Source organism: Psychrobacter sp. TWR1-1-1 (assembly GCF_049895865.1).
Classification (GTDB): domain Bacteria; phylum Pseudomonadota; class Gammaproteobacteria; order Pseudomonadales; family Moraxellaceae; genus Psychrobacter; species Psychrobacter immobilis_A.
Genome location: NZ_JAFCTE010000003.1, coordinates 56511 through 78489, shown reverse-complemented (window position 1 = coordinate 78489; position 21979 = coordinate 56511). Strand labels below are relative to the sequence as shown.

General features: G+C 42.4%; 20 protein-coding genes. 9 read left to right on the top strand and 11 right to left on the bottom strand.

What is annotated here, in order from left to right:
- Positions 1–320: 320 nt before the first annotated feature.
- Positions 321–1613, bottom strand: coding sequence for a saccharopine dehydrogenase family protein (locus tag ACP69U_RS04110; RefSeq protein ID WP_426137894.1), 1293 nt, complete (start codon positions 1611–1613; stop codon positions 321–323).
- A gap of 562 nt (positions 1614–2175) precedes the next feature.
- On the opposite strand from ACP69U_RS04110, the gene ACP69U_RS04105 reads away from it, so the two are divergent.
- Complete coding sequence (locus ACP69U_RS04105) at positions 2176–2331, top strand: DUF1328 domain-containing protein (RefSeq protein ID WP_021814049.1); 156 nt, start codon at positions 2176–2178, stop codon at positions 2329–2331.
- Positions 2332–2446: 115 nt separating this feature from the next.
- Here ACP69U_RS04105 and ACP69U_RS04100 read toward each other — a convergent pair whose 3' ends face one another.
- From ACP69U_RS04100 to ACP69U_RS04085, 4 genes are all read right to left on the bottom strand, one after another.
- A complete protein-coding gene (locus ACP69U_RS04100) occupies positions 2447–2740 on the bottom strand; it encodes a 4a-hydroxytetrahydrobiopterin dehydratase (protein ID WP_055123632.1) in 294 nt (97 codons plus the stop codon).
- 375 nt (positions 2741–3115) lie between these two features.
- A complete protein-coding gene (locus ACP69U_RS04095) occupies positions 3116–3409 on the bottom strand; it encodes a GNAT family N-acetyltransferase (RefSeq protein WP_314885948.1) in 294 nt (97 codons plus the stop codon).
- 223 nt (positions 3410–3632) lie between these two features.
- The gene (locus ACP69U_RS04090; RefSeq protein WP_314885947.1) at positions 3633–4982 is read right to left on the bottom strand and encodes an acyl-CoA desaturase; all 1350 of its coding nucleotides are present in this window, start codon (positions 4980–4982) and stop codon (positions 3633–3635) included.
- A 149-nt stretch (positions 4983–5131) separates the two neighbouring features.
- Entirely contained in the window at positions 5132–6343 is a 1212-nt protein-coding gene (locus ACP69U_RS04085) for a flavin reductase family protein (protein ID WP_426137893.1), read from the bottom strand.
- Positions 6344–6780: 437 nt separating this feature from the next.
- On the opposite strand from ACP69U_RS04085, the gene ettA reads away from it, so the two are divergent.
- Positions 6781–8442, top strand: a complete 1662-nt coding sequence (ettA, locus tag ACP69U_RS04080; protein WP_045443195.1) for an energy-dependent translational throttle protein EttA — start codon at positions 6781–6783, stop codon at positions 8440–8442.
- A gap of 147 nt (positions 8443–8589) precedes the next feature.
- On the opposite strand, the gene plsB is transcribed toward ettA, so the two are convergent.
- Positions 8590–11388, bottom strand: coding sequence for a glycerol-3-phosphate 1-O-acyltransferase PlsB (gene plsB / locus ACP69U_RS04075; protein WP_426137892.1), 2799 nt, complete (start codon positions 11386–11388; stop codon positions 8590–8592).
- Between the two features lie 258 nt (positions 11389–11646).
- On the opposite strand from plsB, the gene ybaK reads away from it, so the two are divergent.
- The gene (gene ybaK / locus ACP69U_RS04070; RefSeq protein WP_426137891.1) at positions 11647–12135 is read left to right on the top strand and encodes a Cys-tRNA(Pro) deacylase; all 489 of its coding nucleotides are present in this window, start codon (positions 11647–11649) and stop codon (positions 12133–12135) included.
- Between the two features lie 107 nt (positions 12136–12242).
- Complete coding sequence (locus tag ACP69U_RS04065) at positions 12243–12617, top strand: 5-carboxymethyl-2-hydroxymuconate Delta-isomerase (RefSeq protein ID WP_426137890.1); 375 nt, start codon at positions 12243–12245, stop codon at positions 12615–12617.
- Between the two features lie 37 nt (positions 12618–12654).
- Here the strand turns inward: ACP69U_RS04065 and ACP69U_RS04060 are convergent, their stop codons facing one another.
- Together ACP69U_RS04060 and ACP69U_RS04055 are read right to left on the bottom strand one after the other, a co-directional pair.
- Entirely contained in the window at positions 12655–13137 is a 483-nt protein-coding gene (locus tag ACP69U_RS04060) for a hypothetical protein (protein ID WP_426137889.1), read from the bottom strand.
- Between the two features lie 191 nt (positions 13138–13328).
- A complete protein-coding gene (locus ACP69U_RS04055) occupies positions 13329–15149 on the bottom strand; it encodes an acyl-CoA dehydrogenase C-terminal domain-containing protein (protein ID WP_060490238.1) in 1821 nt (606 codons plus the stop codon).
- A gap of 398 nt (positions 15150–15547) precedes the next feature.
- Between ACP69U_RS04055 and ACP69U_RS04050 the strand changes: the two genes are divergently transcribed.
- Complete coding sequence (locus ACP69U_RS04050; RefSeq protein ID WP_426137888.1) at positions 15548–16675, top strand: FUSC family protein; 1128 nt, start codon at positions 15548–15550, stop codon at positions 16673–16675.
- A gap of 95 nt (positions 16676–16770) precedes the next feature.
- Here ACP69U_RS04050 and aroE read toward each other — a convergent pair whose 3' ends face one another.
- Entirely contained in the window at positions 16771–17631 is an 861-nt protein-coding gene (gene aroE / locus ACP69U_RS04045) for a shikimate dehydrogenase (RefSeq protein ID WP_426137887.1), read from the bottom strand.
- Positions 17632–18075: 444 nt separating this feature from the next.
- On the opposite strand from aroE, the gene ACP69U_RS04040 reads away from it, so the two are divergent.
- Together ACP69U_RS04040 and ACP69U_RS04035 are read left to right on the top strand one after the other, a co-directional pair.
- A complete protein-coding gene (locus ACP69U_RS04040) occupies positions 18076–18744 on the top strand; it encodes a hypothetical protein (protein ID WP_238049849.1) in 669 nt (222 codons plus the stop codon).
- Between the two features lie 3 nt (positions 18745–18747).
- Complete coding sequence (locus ACP69U_RS04035) at positions 18748–19734, top strand: aminotransferase class IV (RefSeq protein WP_426137886.1); 987 nt, start codon at positions 18748–18750, stop codon at positions 19732–19734.
- 6 nt (positions 19735–19740) lie between these two features.
- Here the strand turns inward: ACP69U_RS04035 and ACP69U_RS04030 are convergent, their stop codons facing one another.
- Positions 19741–19935 (bottom strand): DpnD/PcfM family protein, encoded by a 195-nt coding sequence (locus ACP69U_RS04030; protein ID WP_426137885.1) that lies wholly within the window; start codon positions 19933–19935, stop codon positions 19741–19743.
- A gap of 158 nt (positions 19936–20093) precedes the next feature.
- Between ACP69U_RS04030 and ACP69U_RS04025 the strand changes: the two genes are divergently transcribed.
- Both ACP69U_RS04025 and ACP69U_RS04020 read left to right on the top strand, forming a co-directional pair.
- Positions 20094–20660 (top strand): hypothetical protein, encoded by a 567-nt coding sequence (locus tag ACP69U_RS04025; RefSeq protein WP_426137884.1) that lies wholly within the window; start codon positions 20094–20096, stop codon positions 20658–20660.
- 298 nt (positions 20661–20958) lie between these two features.
- Entirely contained in the window at positions 20959–21216 is a 258-nt protein-coding gene (locus tag ACP69U_RS04020) for a hypothetical protein (protein ID WP_426137883.1), read from the top strand.
- Here ACP69U_RS04020 and ACP69U_RS04015 read toward each other — a convergent pair.
- Positions 21213–21977, bottom strand: coding sequence for a DpnI domain-containing protein (locus tag ACP69U_RS04015; protein ID WP_426137882.1), 765 nt, complete (start codon positions 21975–21977; stop codon positions 21213–21215). The genes ACP69U_RS04020 and ACP69U_RS04015 overlap by 4 nt on opposite strands.
- Positions 21978–21979 lie beyond the last annotated feature (2 nt).

The following is a 21979-nucleotide window of genomic DNA, read 5'->3' as shown; positions in this document are numbered from 1 at the left end:
TCCTCTCAAAGCTGCTATACAATATGGGATAAAAAAATATGGGGTAAAAAATCGCCTAACTTTTTTTATCCTACGTCATTCACTGCAATATGGCTGTGACATTACTCTAGAAATGTGTAGCTTAATGTATTAAAAAGGCAAGAAGTGCCAATATCGTTTACCAAAGAATCACGTTATTATTATTTATTAACAATCGCTCAAAAGATTGCAATCTGAATAATTAGAAAGAATAGGCAATAATAAACCGTATCTCGTTGCTAAGATACGGTCATTACTTAGATATTAAGAGGTAGATTGCTTCGATTTATAAATGGGTAATCTTACGAATCGACAACTTCAAAACTAAGACCCGCATGCTCTTCTAAACGCGCCAGTAGATGATTACCCATGGCAGAGGCTGGTGTCCAAAAACCACCACCAATTTCTTCTTTGCTGATATCTTGTGCTAAGCATAACGCTGCTTGCGCTAGCATACGCGAGGTACTGCCGTAACCTGGATCTTTGTCACCCGTTACTTTCGTATTGATGGTGTCTTTATTAGCCGTTTCTCCAAAGAGGCGAATGTCAAAGTAGCCGTTTGCTTGCTCTTCTGCAGACGGACCAGAACCTGACTTAGGTAGCACGTGCTTAGCTAATAATTCACGGCTCGGTTTGACCATCATAGCAGTGGCAAATCCAAACAAGCCTGCACTCATTGCATAGCTTGATAATTGACCTTTCACACCATCTTGCATCCACATTGCTTCGTCATATTTAAAGTCACGACCATATTCATAGCCAAGCAATTGGTTGGTGCGATGCACGATACGGGTATTGATACTGGCCATGACAAAAGGCGCAAGCCAGCGTTTGTGCTCACTATCGTATTCTGGCTTACTAACATTAGCTTGGCGCACGTTTGGCGCATCTTTATCATCGTTGAGTAGATAAGGATTTGCTACCTGCTTACGACGTGACTTGTCCTTTCCAACTTCTTCAAAAATAGTCGCCATCGAGGCAATGGTGCCACCCGATAGACCGCCTTTCGCCGCTTTGACACGCATATGAATCACATCACAAGCGCGACCAAATTTTTCTTCTGCTTGGGTTTGGGTAAAGTAGACGCCCAAATCCGATGGAATCGAATCAAAGCCACACGAGTTGACAATACGAGCGCCGCTTTGCTTTGCCGCGTCCTGATACTTGTCCATCATATCTTTGATAAAGATAGCTTCACCAGTGAGGTCGACATAATCTGTCCCATGAGTGGTACAAGATTTGATCAGCGGCTCACCGAATTTGAGATAAGGGCCGACGGTTGAAATGATGACTTGGGTTTGTTTGGTCATCTCGTCAAGGCTGTCCGAGTCGTCACTATTAGCAAGAATAATATCGACAGTGCTGCCAAGTTTAGATTGCAATTCGTTCAGTTTTGCTTCATCACGCCCAGCAATCGCCCACGTGACATCGGCGCCATCTTTGTCTTTAGTATTAGATAAAAACTCTGTTAAATAGTGCGCTGTGATTTGACCAACAAAGCTGGTTGCACCATATAAGACGACCGCGTAAGGGCGCTTTCCATCGCTGCGCTGTTGTGTATTGTTTGAGATATCCGTATTAGTATTGGTATCCATATTTATTATCCTTAATAGCTATTTTGATGAGTCGTGTGACGTTTAAAATTTGTTGCCATTTAACAGTCAGAGTTTGAGGTCTGATTTTTTGATAGCAATCAGGTTAACTATATATATAAGTCATGACTCAGACTTATATCTGCCTGAAAAAGATATATTAAAGTATTTTTGACCAGTAAAAATGACTTGTAAGTTACTGTTTATAGCAGATTATATGATGAAAATGTTGATGGCTAAGTGATAACTAACCATCTATACACATAACTCCCATAAAGGGATGAAAAAAAGGTTCGATGTTAAGATTTGCTACAAAGGTTACATAACCTACCGATATCATTACCAAAATGAACGTTTTCTAAAGATAAATATTGCTAATCTATGGTCGTAAGCAGTATTAATGGTTAAAAAATTAATAAATATCAAAAAAACAAAAAGTAAAGAAAAAGGAATCTTAGAGAGAGCAAGGTACTCATTAATAATAGTAGTTATTTCTTATTAATAATTGTCCATTGCATCAATCTAAATATCTGGTTTTCTAATAATAATTTTTAAGGAGAAGGTTATGTTTCGCTGGGCTATTATTTTTGCCGTGATCGCACTGTTAGCAAGTTTGTTGGGTTTTGGCGGTGTCGCAGGATTGTCTGCTAATTTGGCATATATTTTCTTAGCAGTCGCTGTCATTTTATTTATTGTGGCATTTGTAAGCCGCAAGATGTAATTAATACCTGTAAATTGTTAAATAAAAAAGTCCTCAATTGAGGACTTTTTTTGGTATTTAATAATGTATTTACTAATGAAAAATTTTTATAAACATTATGAAAATAAACACATCACTATAAACGTTTCGGCTGGACAATGTGTTCCATCCGTTTAGCCAGTCGAATATCATGACTGGTAATACCGCCAGTATCGCCAGTAGTTAAGCGCACCTCTACCACGTTATAAGTGTTACGCCATTCGGGATGGTGCTCAAGCGCTTCGGCATGGAACGCTGCTTGATTCATAAAGCTTATGGCTTCGATGAAATCGCTAAAGTGATATGTTTTTACGATAGCATTGCCCTCGCGCTGCCAACCGGGCAATTCTTCCAGCTGCAAATTTACTTGCTTATCAGATAAACTACTCATATTAATCACCTTTATTATTATGTTGGTTTGGTTTATTAAAAACTATATCAGGCATTACATTGTATCTGTCAAAGCTATTTTATGAAATATCAATCCTCTTTTTCAGTTGTATCATTGAGGCTATTACATCACTGTAAAGACCTTTTGTTCTATCGGCACTATAGGTCAGAAAACCCGCCTATATTTGCTATCTTGCCATATATTCGAAGATAAACATACGAGGGCAGATAGCAAATAAATAGGAGGGTAGTAGCGTATTAACGTTCCATTTTTATTGGCCAAGCTGAACCATAGTAAATGCTTAAAACATTTCTAAAGAAATTATGACGCTTATTAGCATACTGCATTTTCTATGGCTCATCGCTAAAGAGTGGACTATAGCAAGTCTTGGTAATCAGGATGTTTGCTGATATATGACGAGACAAATGAGCACTGTGGTACCACTTTTTTATTTTGTCCACGAGCATAGTTGAGGGCATGCTTAACCAATGCTGAGCCAATGCCGCGCCCGCCTAGCTCCTGAGGTACGATAGTGTGATCATAAACTAATTTATCGTCACGCTCTTGATAGCTAATATAGCCAGTATGACCGTCAATAGAGGTCTCAAAGCGTTTACCCTGTTCATCATGGGTGATGGTTAGGTTTTGTTCAGGGTTTTGATTTTTCATGGATATTCTCCGTTATTATTGATTATTATCATTAAATATTATTGGTTTTTTTTAGTATGGATCAAGCGTATTTTTAAATGAAGAGAGCTTGAATGACCAAATAGATTATTCACTAAAGTATGAGTCCTTTCGATTCACATTTATAGTTCTTTACCGTAAGAGTCGATAGAGTAAATGTTAAGACTAAGGCGGGTCGACCAGTGGTCTCCATATGAGCTGCACATCAAGCATAAAATAAGGCTTGGCGCATGACAGAGGGAAGATATTTACCTAATCCACGTATAGCGGGCAGCTCTTTTGGTCTTTCTGTTACGGCATGATTTGTTTCAGCGATTGACGTAGTTTGTGAGTGTAAATAAGACGGCCATTCTTCAGCACTTGGCTTGCTAAAGTGGCGGATACGTCCCAGCATTTGCCGGAATTGTGTACCAAAGCGCCCAGTATTGTAGGGTAGATTGTACTTGCGGCATATCGCCTGTAATTGTGGTGCGATACGAGCATAGTGACTGGCTGGCATATCAGGGAAAATATGGTGCTCGATTTGATGCGATAAATTACCCGTCAAAATGTGAAACAGCTTACCGCCTTGAATATTGCTGGAGCCAAGAATTTGACGCACATACCAGTCGCCTTTAGTCTCATCGGCATCGAGATGGCTATAGATATGGGCTTGCTCGGTAAAGTGTCCACAGAATATCACCGCCCATGTCCACAGATTACGAGCGATATTTGCAGTAACATTACCGCTCAGTGTCGTCATAGCACTACCTCGACCTAATGTCAGCCCTGCTAACGTGGGTAGCACAATATGATCTTTGCCTACTTGCCGGGCGATTTTGGCAAATAATGCGCGAGATTTCTGTTGCATGGTTTGGTGTCGATCAGGGGAGTCCGCGTATTCGTCGACACTGATTTGAATGTCATGAAAGGCGACCGCCCACTCAAAACCTAGAGCCAATATCGCTGTTTTAAACATATTATGGCGATCGCTTGGCGTCCAAGGTTGCTCATCAGTCACGCGAATTAAGTGATAGCCAACGTCGTGGTCACGACCAACGATATTGGTAAAAGTATGATGCAAGTAATTATGAGAGTGTTGCCACAAGGGGGCAGGACAGACAATATCCCAATCAAACTTTTGGCTATTGAGATACGGGTGCTGCATCCAGTCATACTGACCATGCATGACATTATGCCCAAGTTCCATATTGTTTAGAATTTTGCTGAGACTCAGTAGTGAGGTACCCAATAGCCAAGTCGCGACTATTTTACGTTTTGACTGCATGCATCCAGCCGCTGCCAGTAAGCCACGCGCTGTCATTTCACTATAGACTACCGCGGCATACACTCGTTTAATGTATCGTGCGTCATCACTACCTAACGAATCCATCACGCTTCGGTAAAGCACATTTAATTCATGAGCGAGGGCATCAGATTGCGCCTTTGGTAAGGGCGCTCCTGTCAACGTTGGGTAGCGAGTCAACTGCTTTGCTTTTTGCTGTTTTGCATCAGTTAGTGGAGTCAAAACGGGTACAGCAGATTGTGCAGTAGTGACGGGTGGTAGCAAGCGCATAAATAATCCTTAACCGAAATGGTACGGATAGTCGGTACTGGATTCGGTTCAATAAGTTGTTTAAGTTTTTACCGTAGGCTATAAGGTAACAGCAGGCTGTGTTTCTATCTTATGAGCCGTTATGAGTATTTATTTTTATCACCGTGTTGCTAAATATCTAGCACCACATCAGTCATGGCAATGTTGATGCAAGTTTGAATAGATTCATAACCATCACTGCTCATTTTTCCTGTGTGGATATTTTTGACCACACCGCTGACTTTATTGCAGCGACATAACTGACAGATACCTTGTCTACAACCATGCGCTAAGCGAATTCCTGCATCCTCTGCGGCATTCAATAATGTCGTGCTACTGTCAAACTGCCGTTGCCTCGCTCGTAAATAAACAGTATGTTGTGCTGCGTGTTTTTTTCTATCGAGCGCCTGTTTGTCATCAAAATTGAAATCAGGCAACGTATGACCAAAGTTTTCTACAATGATATTATCTCGCAGGTTTTTATTGTGCGGTAGGGTTACCTCTGCCGCTGCTTTATATAATCCAGTCAACAGAGCCTGTGACCCGCATGCAAATATTTGCGTATCTGCCAGCGGTAGGTTTAATGCCAACAAACTGTCTACGCTCAAGTGTCGCTTGCCAGCCAAATAAGTATCAGATTTCTCGGTATTGACCAGATGATAGGTGAAAGCTGGATACGCTGTGCTCAGTTGTTGCCATTGGTTTTTGAACGGGAGCATTTCAGTGCGACTGTAATATAGCAACGTCACCTGATGTCCGTTGTCCAGTGCTTGCGTGATGAGCCCTAACATGGGCGTAATACCGCTGCCACCCGCGATAAATAATAAAGAAGCAGGTTTTTCGGCAGCTGATTTTGTCTGTACTGTTATAGATGCCTGTGCCAAAGTGAAAGAGCCACTGGGGACACTACTGTTGATGACACTGCCAAATGCCATATGTTTGGTTAAATAATCCGAAACCAAGCCTTGTGGCTTTATAGCAATGGTAATCGCAAGGTAAGGTGGTTGATTTTTGCGAGCGCCACTATTAATACTGTTGCCAGTAGTAACGTCGTGCCACCAGAGCGGTTGGTGCGCCAAACCTAATAATGAATAGCTGCGCTGATGATACACACCTTCAATAAGAACGCTTAAGTTAAGATGTTGACCACCCTGCCAACTCACTAATTGCCGTCGAAAAGCATGATTGGTCTCAAATCTGAGCGCTATTAAGTCATCGCTAAGGGTATACCGCGCAACAAGGCGCAGCTTTGGAACAGTGAAAGACCAAAACGGCTGTAAGTGTGATCCAATAAAATCGATAAATGCATGTTGAATCATTTCAGGGCGATAGCCGTTGGTCATATTATCAGTACCTTTGTTAATACTATCAAAATGATTGACGTCATAAATATTGTGTTCACCTGTGCACCAATTTAGCAGATATCACTTAGGTCAGGTCGAGTGAATCTGTTAAGTTATCCTAACATGCTAACGGCTATTGATTAAATTTGCGAAAGTTTTGATGCTATTTTTTGTGGTCTTTATAAAACAGTTATAAGTCAGAATGTTAAGCGAAAGGGTTCGATAGTAGGTTTCGTTACCGCTTTTAGCTACAAAGCTGAGCACTCTGTGACAAAAGCCGTAAAACAATCGTTAAAACAATCTGTTGGCTTGCAGGGTATGCGCCACAATGCGATAATGGCTTATAATTTGTAACCCTGATTTTGAGGTGCAGCACGCTTGGCATCATTGCTAAGTATGATTTGCTCGCCTCTTTTATGCAGTCTATCGGAGTGTTAATGGCTCAATATATTTACACGATGAACAACGTGTCAAAACTTGTTCCGCCTAAGCGTGAAATTTTAAAAAATATTAACTTATCATTTTTCCCAGGTGCCAAAATCGGTGTCCTAGGTATCAATGGTTCAGGTAAATCAACCTTGCTACGCATTATGGCGGGCGTGGATACTGAATTTAGTGGTGAAGCACGCGCGCAAACTGGCACCAAAATAGGTTATCTGCCGCAGGAACCACAGCTTGATGACAGCAAAGACGTACGTGGTAACGTCGAAGACGGTATGCGTGAAGCCTTAGATGCGCTCGCACGTTTAGATGCCATTTATGCAGAATACGCTGAGCCTGATGCTGACTTTGATAAGCTTGCTGAAGAACAAGGCAAGATGGAAGACATCATTCAAGCGTGGGATGCCCATAACTTAAATACTCAGTTAGAAAAAGCGGCTGATGCCCTACGTCTGCCACCTTGGGATGCGGATGTGAGTAAGCTGTCTGGTGGTGAAAAACGCCGTGTGGCACTATGTCGTTTGCTATTGTCACGCCCTGATATGCTGTTACTTGACGAACCAACCAACCATTTAGACGCCGAATCTGTTGCATGGCTAGAGCAGTTCTTACAGAACTACAGCGGTACAATCGTTGCCATTACCCATGATAGGTATTTCCTAGACAACGTTGCTCAGTGGATTTTGGAGCTAGATCGTGGCCATGGTTATCCGTATGAAGGCAACTATACTGAGTGGCTCGAGCAAAAGAACACCCGTTTAGAGCAGCAGAATAAGCAAGAAGAATCATTTGCTAAAGCACTGAAAAAAGAGCTAGATTGGATTCGCAAAAACCAAAAAGGTCAACAAGCCAAGTCTAAATCTCGTGTACAGCGCTTTGAAGAGTTGAACTCAACAGAGTTCCAACAGCGCAATGAGACCGCTGAAATTTATATTCCACCCGGTCCACGTTTAGGTAATAAAGTCATTGAAGTGAATAACATCTCCAAATCATTTGGTGATCGTCTGCTTTATGAAAACCTAAGCTTTAACGTGCCAGCTGGTGCTATCGTCGGTATCATCGGACCAAATGGTGCGGGTAAAACCACGCTATTTAATATGATTACTGAGCGTGATACGCCAGATACGGGTTCAGTCGATTTGGGCGAAAGTGTCAAAGTCGCTTATGTTGGTCAGGTACGTGATAACTTAGATGACAGCAAAACCGTTTGGGAAGAAGTGTCTGACGGTCTTGATATTATTACGGTTGGCGATTACACCACGCCAAGTCGTGCTTATATCGGTCGCTTTAACTTCAAAGGCTCAGATCAGCAAAAGCACGTCGGTCAATTGTCTGGCGGTGAGCGTAACCGCTTGCAGCTTGCTAAGACATTGAAGCAGGGCGCGAACGTATTGCTCCTTGATGAACCTTCAAACGATTTGGATATTGAGACCTTACGTGCGCTAGAAGATGCGATTCAGGTCTTCCCAGGTACGGTCATGGTCGTCTCGCATGATCGCTGGTTCCTTGACCGTATCGCCACTCATATCTTGGCGTTCGAAGATGAAGGCCCAGTTTGGTTCGATGGTAACTATTCTGAGTTTGAAACCTATCGTAAAAAGACGATGGGTGATGCTGCCACTCCTAAGCGTATGAAATATAAAAAGATTTCAACCTAGGACTGTTATTTAAAAAGTAGTTGTTAAAAAAACAGCTACTTAGAAATTTCAAATTTGAAGATAAAAAAAGACCTCTAATCAATTAGAGGTCTTTTTTTTGCTCGATATATTCAGTTTAGCTCATTAAATATTATAGCTGGTTGCAGATTAACGCTTACGCCCAAATTTACGCTGCTTTTTATTACTAATCTCAGTAATCGCATGAGTAATTTCTTCTTCATCTAAGCTGGCGACTTGCTGCAAAATCTGCATCATATCAGGCGTTAGCACGTACTTAGCATGACGAGCAATATCATTGATACGATGATCAAAGGTCAATACGCCAGTTTCATCATCTTTTTGCAAGTAATCAAGACGAGTCAAGGCACTGATGAAGCTGGTGAATAAGGCGCGGTCAAAGAAATCAGGAATATCATCTGCATATAGTACAGATAAGCGCTGACCCAGCAGATGACACAGATCAACGACTTCGCTTTCGGTTAGATTGCCTGAGCCTTGCTGGGCGAGTAGGGCAAGCGTCATAAAGTAACGCTCAAGGCTCTGTCCGACAGGCGTAGCTAGCACTTGCAGCTGCTGATAGCATTTGCTGTTTGACTCAGGGACGCTAAGTACGCCATCGCTCAATTCGACAATCAGACCATGCGAGAGTAAGCTGTCGACTTTTTTGTTCAAGGTATCAGCCAAGCCATGTGCTGGATAATATAAGAAAAGCTCGCTTTGTAAAAATGGATAGAGTTGCTTAGCAATATTGTCCAAACGACTGCGTTCGATACGGCCGTTACGCGCCACTAAAGCGGCTAAAAAAGACAGTAGAATAAAGACATGAAGGATATTGTTACGGAAATAGCTGAGCAATGCCGCTTGCTTGCCGGCAATTTGAATGATGTCGCCTAAGATATGCGGCGTACGTTCAATGAGCTTTAGTTTGATACCATAATCAATGATTTGCTGCGGACTCATATCTGTAATGACGGTATCATCTGAGTAGGACAACTGCTGAGCAAGACCTTGATAAAGGGCAATTTGCTCACGACAGATTTCTTCATCTAAAGCCGCTTTAGGCGCTGATAATAATACCAATGATAATAACGAAACGGGCGTCACAACCGCCGCCTTATTGATGTGCTGCATGATTTTGACGCCGATGTTATCGACCATCGCGCTGGCTTTATCATCGAGCGGGGTATCGGTGCGATCCGTCGGCAAGCTATTGGCTGGCACATCGAATTTTGTCATAAAGTCGCTAAGATGCAGCGGTGTGCCAAAGCTTAGATGTACATTACCAAAGATACGCTCAATTTTACGACCAACTTTGAGTAAGCCTAGTAAAGATTCAGATTCTTTTGGCTTGCCTTTTAGCTCACCAACATAGGTGCCACCTTCCATAATACGCTCATAACCGATATAAGTCGGAATGAAAACCACTGGCTTCTCAGAATGACGTAATTGACTGTGCACTGTCATTGCTAGCATGCCCATTTTCGGTGGTAATAAACGTCCTGAACGCGAGCGACCACCCTCGATAAAGTATTCAATCGGTGTGTTACGCGTAATAAGGGTGTGCATATATTCGCGGAGGACGGCAGTATAAAGTGCATTGCCACGAAAGCTACGACGTATATAAAAGGCAACCGCGCCGCGTAATAATGGACCTAATACGGGTACATCTAGGTTGTCACCAGCAGCGACATAAGGAATGCTCAGACCGCGCTTGTAGATGACGTAAGATAGCAATAGGTAATCGACATGGCTACGGTGACAAGGCACATAAACCAGCTCATAGTCAGTCGCAAGCTCACGTACGCGCTCGAAATGATGGACTTCTACGCCATCATAGAGTTGCGTCCATAACCACGTTAAAAACTTATAAAAACCGCGCACGATGGAATGTGAATAATCATTGACCATCTCATTGGCATAACCTTTAGCCAAGACACGGGCTTCACGTACACTGATACCAGATTCTACTGCTTCTGCCTCTATCGCATGTTTGATAGCTGGTGAATACACCAGCTTGTCTACTAAGTTGCGTCTGTCTGATAAATCAGGACCGAGCATACTGGCACGCTGCTTGTCTAAATAAACCGTAAGCCGCTGCTGTAGCATACGTACCAGCTCACGATTGCTGTCAGCGGTCGCTACCAAAGCATAGTTTGGTGCTTCGTCAGCATCGCCCACGCTACTGGTGATGTCTAAATGGCTGTCTTTCACAGAGCTTTCTTTTACATTGCCTTCTTTTGTAGAGTTCTCTTTTGAATCAGTAGCTAGTGAATCAAAAATAGAAAACCCTTCTTCATCACCTTTAAGGCTATCATTGATAAGGGTACGTAGATCTTGAGGTGGATGGAACTGTACAAAGGTGTCACGTCCCATTACCCCGATATTAAAGAGCTGCTTGGTGATGCTAGGATCTTGCCAGTTGTCAGCGGTCAGCAGCTTAAACAGTGAATCCTCTTTTTCTGGGGCGCGTCCCCATAAAATAGAGACGGGCACCAAACGTACTTTTAGTTCTGGATATTGCAAAACAGCAGACACCAAACGTGACAGGCGCGGCGATAGCTGACTGTCTTTGGCGCTTGGATGGTTCAAAAATATGATGGCTGCGTTTTCTTTGATATTATGGGCGGCATCATGTACCCCAACCAATGCTGGTGGTAGGTTGTGCTCTTGCGTCTGCAGATCAATCAAAATACTATTGGAGCGCGAATAATCTTGCAACACATAAAATCTTAGCGTTTGATCGTCTGTATCGAACTCAGGTAATTCACCCAATAGCTTAGGTTTAACAGCGACATCGAGTAGCTGCCCCGATAGCTTGCGATAAATTTGATTAATCGGCGCATTGGAATAAGGCTTGGGGGCGATTGGATTGACGTCAGTATTAGAAGCGCTGTCGGTTGTGACTGGCGCTTTAAAAATCCGTTTTTTTAAGAACTTCGGTATCATAATCAGTATCAAAAATAGTCAAATATGTTGCGCTTATGATGCCATAAAAGCCATCAAAGCGATATATAGTGTCTGTATATACTGCTAATATTAATACGGTCTGGTTACTATATAGTGAGTTAAGCCGCTCTTAATAAGCTCAAATAATTGAAAGTTAATGTATTTAGCGCAATAATGGTTCGGCGACAACCAAGAGTCACTATAGAGTAATTATGTTTAAATCTACCCATTAATATCATTGATATAAGCTGAAATATTATGACACCAGCGATTAATCTTGCCAAACAACGCGCTCTGAACTATCAATTACACGACTATGCCCATGACAGTAATGCCGCCTCTTTTGGCTTAGAGGCGGCAGAAAAGCTAGGCGTGGATGTGTCACAAGTGTTCAAAACCTTGGTGGTATCGACAGAGACTGATGCGCTTGCCGTTGCTATCTTACCCGTGGATAAAACGTTAAACTTTAAAAAAATGGCTAAGGCGCTATCTTCGAATAAATTGCTGACCTGCAAAAAAGTGCAAATGGCGGATCCTAAGCAGGTAGAGCGTAGTACGGGCTATGTGCTAGGCGGCGTCAGCCCATTGGGACAAAAGAAGCGCTTGCCGACTATCATAGACAGCTCGGCTGCAGAGCAGACAACGATTTATGTCAGCGGTGGTCGCCGTGGTTTAGAAATTGAGCTGCCACCAGCACAATTAGCTGAGACCCTTGCTGCTTGCTTTAGTACTATTATTGATGACTAAAAAGTTACTGATGACTAAAAATCGTTGCCGCTGACGGGCTGTTCAATCAATCCTGAAACGATGGCTAATATTTTATTCCCTCACTCATATTTTATAAGGACATATTCATGCCACATCTAACCATTCAAATGACGCCCAATGTCAGTATTGCTCATGAAGAATCATTGCTTAAAGCGTTAAATAAAGCATTATGGGACAGTGGGCACTTTGGCACGCCGACTGATATTAAAGCACGGATCGTGCCCATTGAGACATTTTTGGTAGGCGTTGAAGATGATGGGCAGGCGTATGGCTTTATTTATGCGCATCTAAAACTAATGACTGGTCGTGACATGGTTATCCGTAATCAGCTAGCAGGGCTGCTGGTGACGACGATAGAGCAGGAGATAGGCGCAGAGCAATCAGGGCGAGCAGCCTTACAGATATGTGTGGAAGTTGAAGAAATTAGCGCGGTGTATCATAAAAAAATGCTGGGTAGCTAAAATGCTGATATCGTCCGAAACGACGATTCATCAATCGTTATAAGTACTCACATAGCGATTTACTGGCATATGTGGGTAATATCATTACCTCAACCTTATAACCAGCCGTTTTACCTTCAGTCGCCATCAAATTGCGGGCAATACGTAAGCGATATTCTCCGGTTGCGGGTAGGCAGCCTTGATACACGATACCGCCTTTGCTGCCATCTTGCGTACCGTTTGGTATATGTAATACGCCGACACTGGCGGTCTCAGGCGTACCAATAAGTGGCGCAATATTAATAACGGCATATTGCCAGCTGGTGGCATCAAAGCGATACCAGCGCTCATCTTCATTGGGGCTTAATTTGCCAGTGATCGTGCTACTGATCGCGCCTTGGGCAAATTTAATAGGAATGTCAGGGTTTTTAGCCAGCTCCGTAGCACTAGTTGCGCTAAAACTGATCAGTGCTGTACTGAGCAGTAGCACTCGTATAACTGATGAGGCCAAAGAAGTTTTTTGATGATCAATGGATAACATTATTGGCTCCTAAAATGGCCATTTATCTATAATAAGTTACTCATTAACCCTCATCTATGATGTATATTTATTGTCGATAGGCTTTAATGAGAACGTCTGTACTTTTAGTTAAGCATAAAAAAGCGCCTACATGCTAGGCGCTTTTTTTATTGATTATTGCTTAATTGTGATGCTATCTTATTCTAAAAAACTTAGTCTAGAAAAGCAAAGTTCTCAATCTTCATTGCTGTCATGCTGTCACTTGGTGCAACCATGGCTTCGGCATGCCCCGAGGTACGTGGTAACAACTTATCAAAGTAGAATTCAGCCGTTTGGATCTTAGCTTTGTAGAATTCTGGGGATTCAGTGCCGCCGTTTTCTAGCTTGTCATAAGCGACTGCTGCCATACGCGCCCAATGATAACCCATCATGACATAGCCTGAGTACATCAAGAAATCGTCTGATGCAGCAGAGATGATTTCACGATCTTTACGTGCCATTAGCATCAAGCGGACAGTCAATGTATTCCACTCAGCACATAGCTTGGTGAGTGCCCAAACGAATTTACGCATGTCTTTATCAAGTGCATACTCGCCACACCATTTCATGATGCTTGAAGTATAATCACGGATGATTTTGCCTTTAGACTGCAAGATCACTTTACGACCGAGTAAATCCAATGCTTGAATACCAGTTGTACCTTCGTACATGGTGGCGATACGAGCATCACGAGCGATTAGCTCCATGCCCCATTCTTTGATATAGCCGTGACCGCCATAGACTTGCTGACCGTGTTTGGCCGCTTCAATGCCTAGCTCAGTTAAGAAGCCTTTTAGGATTGGTGTGTAGAAACCCAATTTGTCATCCCATTTTTCAAACTCTTCATCATCGCCATTGATGATACCTTGTGCCATTTTATCGGCATAGCGCGCAGAATGATAAATCATCGAACGACCGCCTTCGGCAAAGGCTTTTTGGGTCAATAGCATACGACGTACGTCAGCATGGTTGATGATGGCATCAGCAACTTTTTCAGGCTCTTTTGTGCCTGATAAGGTGCGCATAGAACGGCGATCTTTTGCATACGGCAGCGCGTTTTGGAATGACAATTCAGTATGCGCCAAACCTTGGATACCAGTGCCAATACGGGCTGTGTTCATAAAGGTGAACATGGCTTTTAGACCTTTGTTCGGTTCACCAATTAAGTAACCAACGGCATCATCAAAGTTTAGGACACAAGTAGCCGATGAGCTAATGCCCATTTTGTGTTCGATCGATCCACAAGTCACGCCATTACGCTCGCCAATTTCACCCTCAGTAGTTGGCAAGAATTTCGGTACGATAAATAATGAGATACCGCGTGTGCCTTCTGGTGCATTTGGCAAACGTGCTAAAACAATATGAACGATGTTTTCCGTTAAATCATGCTCACCGCTTGAGATGAAAATCTTAGTACCGCTAAGCTTGTAAGAGCCGTCATCTTGTGGAATGGCTTTAGACTTAACTTGACCCAAATCCGTACCACATTGTGGTTCAGTCAAGCACATGGTACCAGCCCAAGAGCCTTCGACCAATTTATGCAAGTAGGTTTCTTTTTGCTCATCGGTACCATATTGCATAATGGTATTGATACAGCCAGTTGATAGACCAGGATACATTGCCCATGGCCAGTTCGCCGTGCCGATCATTTCAGCTTTAATTAAGTTCAATGAGGTCGGTAAGTTCATACCGCCGTACTCTTCAGGGTAAGAAATACCTTGCCAGCCGCCTTCTACAAATTGATCATAAGCTTCTTTAAAGCCTTTAGGGGTTGTGACCACACCATTTTCAAAATGACAACCTTCAGCATCTGCTGGTTGATATAAAGGCGCTAAGACATTTTCAGCAAAATCTGCCATCCCTTGAAGAATCATATCGACGGTTTCAGGATCGGCATTTTCGCCATTGTCCAAATCTTTATAATGAGTTTGAAAGTCAAAAACATCATTTATTAAAAACTTGATATCACGTAAAGGTGCTTTGTAAGTTAACATAATCGCTCTCTTTAGTTATTCGCTATCATAAATGGTTAGCTCGGTATTTGAGCCACGTTTCATGTAAAAGGGTGTTTAATTATTTGGGGTAAGAATAGACGATATCACGGCTCGTCATTCAGATTTATCAAAAACAGCTCATCCATTTTGATTGCCGTTAAGGCATCCTTGATAAAAAACAGCTGTCGCGGCGTTACTGTCAGTATAAATCTTCTATAGCGACAAATATATAACTAATAACTAATATTCATAATTAATATTTTAAATCAAAACATTAATTTATGTATTGATGGATTCGGTTTTTATTATTGTCTGTGGTTAAGTACCTATTTATGATAGATGTAACCGTATCAGGAAAACATTTTTTAACTGCATTTACGATATAAGGAAAGCCAATTATGAGCGCATCCAAGCGCGAGGCAACGCGAGCATCTTGGCTGACAGCGTTATTTGCTCGCATAAAGGCTTTAATTGATGGGGAGCTGGCGCATCTGCTGACAGTGAACCGTAGTAAGAGACCGTGGCATATGCCAATTATCGCGGCGATTGCGATTAGCTTCCCCGTGTTTGTGGGCGCTTATTTTGGTGCTTTATCGTCAGGCATTAAAGCGTCCTTGGGGGCAATGGTTATTTTGAATATACCGTTAGTGGGCAAGCTGCCGTATCGATTGGTGACGGTGATGGCTTGGGGTTTTGCCATGTCGCTGTGCTTTGCGCTCGGTCTAATTGCTCAGCAAGTCCCGCTATTAAAGCTGCCGATATTTACGCTCATGGCGTTTGGCATTGTGATTTTTGGACGTTATTATCGTCAGCCACCACCAGCGGGACTGTTTGTGATGATGGCAGGCGCTATTGCGCTATTTATACCGCTGCCTTTGGAAGACATTTTGCGTGCAACTGGACTGGTGATGCTTGGCAGTGGCTTTGCTTTAGTGATGGCATTGCTGTATTCGTTGTTTTTACTGGCAACGCGCCCAGCGACGCCGACGCCTATTTATAGCTACGAGTCAGATACCATTACTGAAAGTTTGATTGTCGCCAGTTTTGTCAGTTTAGCCTTGCTCATCGCCGTTACTTTACAGCTGTCCAACCCCTATTGGGCAGCAGTTAGTTGCTTTTTGATTATCCAAGGTATTCATTTGCGTACCATGTGGATTAAGCAAATACATCGTTTACTTGGTACAGTATTGGGTGTGGTTTTGGCGAGTTGGATGTTGTCTTGGGGATTATCAATATGGGGGGTGGCACTGGCGATACTGACGATGATGCTTTGTATCGAAACGTTAGTGGATCGACATTATGGTTTGGCAGTCATATTTATCACGCCGCTGACGATATTTATTGCAGAATACGGCAGTGGCCTACCATTTTCTGAGTCCGCCTATCAAGAAGTGATTCGCACACGCCTTTTTGATACTGTGATTGGCTGCTTGGTGGGTCTGAGCGGCGGAGTAGTGATGCATTCAACCAACTTACGCATACCACTACGGCGTATCGAAAACTGGCTGCTGGCGCGCTTTGGCTAATTGATGAGTGTCAAACCACCAGTACATTTGAAATCAAGTATTAATCAAAGTCGCATGAGCTGAGTTCATGCGACTTTTTTCATATCAATTTTCGATTAACGATTGTGTAGCGCTTCGGTCGCTTGTGAAACATCGATCGTATGACCTGTCCAACGTTCAAAACTTAGCGCTGCTTGCCCGATGAGCATGCCGTAACCATCAGAAATCTGTGCGCCACGCGCAGAAAAATGCTGCAAAAACGGCAGCGTGCGTCCGTACATCATGTCATAAGCATAGTCACCGTTTAGCGTGTCGCTTAGTGGTAGCGTATCTGCTGATAAACCAATAGAAGTCGCATTGATGATAATATCAAACGGTCCATTTAAATCCGCCGTGCGACAAGTTTCAATCTGCTGCTCATGAATAGCCGTGCTTGCCGCGCTAAGCTCAGTGACTAACGCTGTTGCCTTGCTCAGCGTGCGATTGGCAATCGTAAGATGTGTGATACCGGCTTCAATCAATGGCAATATCACCCCACGTGCTGCGCCGCCTGCACCAATGAGTGCCACACGTGCACCATTCAATGGCCAATCCAAACTTAAGATGTGATTGACCAGTCCTTGTCCATCGGTATTATCGCCATACAATGCCTCGGTGATTGGCACGCCACTTTTCACCAGCGCTTTATTTAGTAACAGCGTATTGACTGCGCCTGCAACCTTGGCATGTTCCGATAAACCACCGCGCGCCGTGCAACAGTTATAAGCGATTTGTTTAAAAGGTACAGTCACGTTGGCTCCAACCCCGCCGCCCTGAAAAAACGCCTCAAGCACCGCGGTAAAACTGGCTGCATCATCGGGGCAATATTGGCGTTGATAGCTAATCTCAATGCCCGTCTGCGCTGCAAATAACTTATGAATTTCAGGGGATTTGCTGTGGGCAATGGGATTGCCGATAACGATAAAATGCTGGGTCATAATAGGTCTGCTTGCGGTAAGAGGCAAAAATTGATCAGTAGAAGGGCATTGATATACAATCATCATAAGGGATAATGCGATATTTGACAAATCAGTGGTCTAACCAGTAAACACTTGAATAGGTAGGTTTTTTGACAGGTTAGGTCTTTAACAAATCTGTACTGTCTGGGAGCGTTATCCGTAACGTAAAGGGTGGTCAAGTGTTAAGCAGTTGGGTAAACTAGAGAGCATGAAATTTTTATATTGATATTTTGGCAGTTGCATAACTATCAGTAACTGAACTGTCAAAAATTAAGTCATAGGAAACTGACATAACAAACTGAGTCATAAAATACCAGGTATAAGAACGCTTATTTATAAAATATAATGTCCATTATCAGCGGCCTATCTGCCTGCTCGTTAATACTATTTTGAGAATCATCTAAAAGTGTGAGTAAATTGCCCATGTGGAATAATAGCCTACAGACCCTCTTGGTCGGTACGATAATGGCAGTCGGTGTGTCGCTCAGTGGTTGTGATAGCAGTAAAGACGACGCCCAAAACCAAGATGCCGATATGAGCGAGCAAACCGTCGCTGACGATGCGCTAGTACAGGACAATGCTACGCCGAACGCCGATTTAGACGGCGCTACTGCTCAGCAAGGTACACAAGTGAAATATGACGTTGCAGGATGGGGCACTAAAAATGTAGCGTCACTGACCGTCGATAATTTAGATGAGATCAAAGCGACTTTTGGCAAGGTCATGAGCACTGATGAGAACAGCCTCGACTATGCCAGTAATCCAGCCGCCAAATATCGCTTTATGGATACCGATGCGCCGTATTTGGATCTGATTGATTCTGAAAAGTATCTCGAACTGGGCTGGTACTTTGCCAATCCTACTGACTCTGATAAAGAAAAAGAGATAAGCCAAAACCATGCCGAAAAAGCGCATAAGCTTGCCCGCCAACTGATGGGTGATGAGGGCGGACAACTGATTTCTGATATGCTTAATGGTCAAATTATCAAAAATAAAGTCATCGGTGGTCAAAAAATAGAATTGGCAAAATGTGAGTTCTACAGTTGTATGCTGGTCATCAATAAATCTGCTGCCCAAACAGATAAGAAGTAAGCTGTGCTCGCTATCATGCCGCTCAATAATTGGCTATGCATACATCCATCAAGTGCTACGACGGATATCTCAGACACAGTATCGCTAGACAATCGTGGGTTGGCATATGGCGATGGGTTTTTTACCACGATGGGGGTCATCGATGGGCAGATACTGTGGTTGGCTCATCATCAGCAGCGCCTTATTTCCCATGCTGAAGCTTTACAACTTGAATTAGACAGTCATTCTGTCATGGCTTTATTGCAGACGCATGCCGAGCAGCTACAACAAGGCATGCTGAAGCTGATGGTGACTCGCGCCGTGCAAGATGTCCGTGGTTATGGCTATGTGCCAACCACGTCTGGTAGCGATTGTGAGATTTGGCTAAAATCCTCTGTGATGACCGTCACTACGACTGAGCAATTACGCTTGCCTGATGGACGCTTAATCCCCATGCAGCCTATCAGTTCTGCCATTTGCCTATCTTCGCAGCTTGCCTGCTTACCGCCACCATTAGCAGGACTCAAAAGCCTCAATCACCTCGACAATGTGCTGGCAAGTGGCGAGCTACAAAGCATCAAAGCCAAAGTATTGGAAGACAATATTAAACCTAGCATCGGCGAAGGTCTGCTACGTGATATGAGTGGTCGTTGGGTTGAAGGTACGATGAGCAATGTCTTCTATCAGTTATCAGACTCGCCTTTATCAACACTATCATCAGAAAAAACGGCATCAGAAAAATTGTCTACGCTACCGCTTTATGAAGACAATGCAAACTATCTAACCACTGGTCAATGGTATACACCATCCATGGCGAAATCTGGCGTCGCTGGCGTGATGCGGCAAGTGCTTATCGATGCGTTATCAACTAGCAAACATCCCGTCATTATCAGATCATTAAAAGATGAGGATTTGCCACAGTTAAGCCAGCTGTTCTTTTGTAATGCACTGCGCGGTGTCATGCCAATGAGTAGCCTGACGTTATTATCGGGTGAAGTGGTGGATTTTTAAGCGATTCTAATCGTATTTAAAAATATTAAACTTGGTATCAATGAAGTCATCTGGGTACAAAACAACTTCTTCATTGCGATACATATCTCGCACTTTTAATAGTGCGTCTTGCTCGTTCTCTGCGTTAACTTCTACGATATTATTCAACGTCTCGACAATCTCTATCTGAAGAGCTCTCTTCAGTTTTTTATCTACTTTCATCATTACTATCCCCGATATACGCTTATCAAAATTTCTTGAGTATTTATATATTCTAGGTTAGCAAAGGCGCTTAAAAAGAAGTGATCGTCTTTTGTTACGTAGACTTGTGCGATAAGGAAAATCGATCAATGATAGTATTTTGATAAGGAGAGATATCCATGGACTACGTCTACGAAGATGAACGAATACCTTTACAAATCCGTCGACTATTAATTTTTGATGAGATTTGCAAATTAGCAAAAAAACAACCTGATGAAATTATTCATTTATCAAGATTCACTGAATTATCGCTCGGTGTTATGTATTTGAAAGACTTTAAAAAATTTATCGCGTTTGGCGGCGTGTTTGAGTACGCAGAAACAAGAGAAGAAGTTATCGAGCAGCGTATTAGAGTTTTTCCTAACGATGAACCAGTCACACGTGCGCTGACAGTTAACTTAAGGCAGTTTACTAAACCTGCGCGTACAGCTATCCAGCTGGTCTGGTATTGGAATAACTATGTTAAAAATAGAATGCATGCTTACGTCGATTATCGAGAAGAGCATTTTTTTAAAATCAATGATGAAATTGATGGAGAGTATCCACCGCATAAGTTTCATGGCCGTTTAGTTGCAACGGCACGTTTACCTTTATGGGACGATAGAGAGGAGTTAATTGCAGACGTGTACCGTGATAATGAGGGAAAACCAAGGCCTGAGCGATTCAATGAGAAACGTTTAATATAATTTACAATACGTAGAAATCAATCGTATCTGATTAAAGATTATTTAGCAGGAGATAATAAATGCGAACTACCTATGAAGAAAAACGTATTCCATTACAAATCCGCCGATTAATGCTATTTAATGAGATATGTCATAAAGCAAAAAAATATCCTGATGAAGTCGTTCACTTAGCGGGTTATTCGAAGATAGCATTCACAATATTGTTTATTCTAAGAAAGATAAAAAATATACAGCGTTTGGTGGGGTATTTAAGTATGCGCATATACGCCAAGAAGTCATAGAACAAGGCGTGGATAAAATGCCTCATGATGAACCTGTCATGTGTGCGCTCACAGTAGAAAGACAAGCTTTTACCAAGGCTTCTCGTACGCCACTAGGATTATTAATAGGCTGGAATAAGCACGTAAGAAATAAGTCTTCTAAATGTATTAAAGACAATATGGACACTTTCTTTAAAGTAAATGATGAGTTGGAGATGGATTATCCTCCGCACAAATTTTATGAAAGATTGGTGGCAAGCGCCTATTTGCCACTTTGGGATGATAATCAAACTTAGTATAATTTTCGATAGTGACCACGACCCAAAAACTCAATAATGCCTTTATCACGCAACACTTGTAATTGCTGACGGATTTTATCTTTAATGTGATTATTTTCAGGATGTTTACGCTGTAATTCATCAGCAAAAGCATAAACCTGATTGAGAGAAAAATTAACGTTCAGTTTATCAATACATTGCCAAACATCTAACGTCCAACCACGTGAAGTCGTAGATTGCTCGCGTAAAAACAAGGTTTTTTGAAATTGCTCGGTGACATTATTGCGTGGTATGACTTGCTGGTTTTTAACCAAAAATACTTTCCCTGATTCGGGCACTTGTCGCAAATCAATATTGCAACCAACCCAACCGGCACGTTTAGCAGTGACTGATAAAGGCTTACGTTTGACAATCATATCAGGCTTAAAAAAATGCTTAGGAATAATCAGGAAGTTGTTAACGCTATATTCTTGAGAATAGGTCAAAAAGAAAAAGCTTGGATTATTGTCGCTATTGATACGCTCAATCATGGTGTCATAAGCGCCATCATTGATAATGTTGCTTAACTTTGCTTGCTTACTTTTTAGCTCATATTGCTCATTACAATTTGTACAATAAAAGTCAGCGACAGGCTGATTGTTAGTAAATTCCGCCAATGGTTGAGCATCGCAATTAGGGCAGTAACTTTGCTTAGCAACCCAATCCTCACTGAGTACTCTGATGATTTGACTAGGCGACTTGTAATTTTTGGCAAGGTTTTGATTAAAATGTAGGTTCATAA

Coding starts and splice junctions, on each gene's coding strand:
- ACP69U_RS04110 (WP_426137894.1), bottom strand. CDS start 1,613: ATGGATACCAATACTAATACGGATATCTCAAACAATACACAACAGCGC.
- ACP69U_RS04105 (WP_021814049.1), top strand. CDS start 2,176: ATGTTTCGCTGGGCTATTATTTTTGCCGTGATCGCACTGTTAGCAAGT.
- ACP69U_RS04100 (WP_055123632.1), bottom strand. CDS start 2,740: ATGAGTAGTTTATCTGATAAGCAAGTAAATTTGCAGCTGGAAGAATTG.
- ACP69U_RS04095 (WP_314885948.1), bottom strand. CDS start 3,409: ATGAAAAATCAAAACCCTGAACAAAACCTAACCATCACCCATGATGAA.
- ACP69U_RS04090 (WP_314885947.1), bottom strand. CDS start 4,982: ATGCGCTTGCTACCACCCGTCACTACTGCACAATCTGCTGTACCCGTT.
- ACP69U_RS04085 (WP_426137893.1), bottom strand. CDS start 6,343: ATGACCAACGGCTATCGCCCTGAAATGATTCAACATGCATTTATCGAT.
- ettA (WP_045443195.1), top strand. CDS start 6,781: ATGGCTCAATATATTTACACGATGAACAACGTGTCAAAACTTGTTCCG.
- plsB (WP_426137892.1), bottom strand. CDS start 11,388: ATGATACCGAAGTTCTTAAAAAAACGGATTTTTAAAGCGCCAGTCACA.
- ybaK (WP_426137891.1), top strand. CDS start 11,647: ATGACACCAGCGATTAATCTTGCCAAACAACGCGCTCTGAACTATCAA.
- ACP69U_RS04065 (WP_426137890.1), top strand. CDS start 12,243: ATGCCACATCTAACCATTCAAATGACGCCCAATGTCAGTATTGCTCAT.
- ACP69U_RS04060 (WP_426137889.1), bottom strand. CDS start 13,137: ATGTTATCCATTGATCATCAAAAAACTTCTTTGGCCTCATCAGTTATA.
- ACP69U_RS04055 (WP_060490238.1), bottom strand. CDS start 15,149: ATGTTAACTTACAAAGCACCTTTACGTGATATCAAGTTTTTAATAAAT.
- ACP69U_RS04050 (WP_426137888.1), top strand. CDS start 15,548: ATGAGCGCATCCAAGCGCGAGGCAACGCGAGCATCTTGGCTGACAGCG.
- aroE (WP_426137887.1), bottom strand. CDS start 17,631: ATGACCCAGCATTTTATCGTTATCGGCAATCCCATTGCCCACAGCAAA.
- ACP69U_RS04040 (WP_238049849.1), top strand. CDS start 18,076: ATGTGGAATAATAGCCTACAGACCCTCTTGGTCGGTACGATAATGGCA.
- ACP69U_RS04030 (WP_426137885.1), bottom strand. CDS start 19,935: ATGAAAGTAGATAAAAAACTGAAGAGAGCTCTTCAGATAGAGATTGTC.
- ACP69U_RS04025 (WP_426137884.1), top strand. CDS start 20,094: ATGGACTACGTCTACGAAGATGAACGAATACCTTTACAAATCCGTCGA.
- ACP69U_RS04020 (WP_426137883.1), top strand. CDS start 20,959: ATGCCTCATGATGAACCTGTCATGTGTGCGCTCACAGTAGAAAGACAA.
- ACP69U_RS04015 (WP_426137882.1), bottom strand. CDS start 21,977: ATGAACCTACATTTTAATCAAAACCTTGCCAAAAATTACAAGTCGCCT.